The organism is Pseudoalteromonas rubra (assembly GCF_004212645.1).
Lineage (GTDB): Bacteria > Pseudomonadota > Gammaproteobacteria > Enterobacterales > Alteromonadaceae > Pseudoalteromonas > Pseudoalteromonas rubra_G.
Window position 1 is genome coordinate 1 of the sequence record NZ_PPUZ01000100.1, and the last position, 510, is coordinate 510.

The following is a 510-nucleotide window of genomic DNA, read 5'->3' on the forward strand; positions in this document are numbered from 1 at the left end:
GGCACGCAGATTGAGTGTCTCATAGCTAATGAATTGGTCCTGAAACACCAGGGCGGTTGCCTCGGGCGTTGCCGCTGCCTGTTGTTCAAAGGCACCATGAATACTCAGTGCAGTATCATAATTCTGTAGGCGCTGGTTTGCCCTCACCAGCAAAGCCTGTTGCTCAGGCTCAGACAATATCGTCAGCGTGCCCGGCGCCTGAGTAAGCAGGCTCGTCCGGTCGTGCTGTGCCAGCGTGCTCAGCAAAGTCTCCAGATGGCGGTTCAGCGTGTCAATGTGTGCTTCGCTGAATAAGGCCGTGTCATAGGTCCAGCACAGCGCCACCCCATCTTCACTCAACGCCAGATTCACATCCAAGTCAAACTTGGCCACCACAGCGCCATCGCTGCGCGGACTCAGCTGCGCGCCTCCCAGTGACCAGGCGCTGTCGTCTACATCACCGGTTACACCATAATCGGTGCGGGTCGTCAGCATCACCTGAAACAGTGGCGTGTGCGCTGTGCTGCGCGG

The 510-nt window shown here is 57.8% G+C and carries 1 protein-coding gene; it reads right to left on the bottom strand.

Going from position 1 to position 510, the window contains the following annotated elements; translation table 11 throughout:
* Window positions 1-510, bottom strand: a 510-nt coding sequence (locus C3B51_RS21955; RefSeq protein WP_240701952.1) for a condensation domain-containing protein, incomplete at both ends; no start/stop codon positions are given.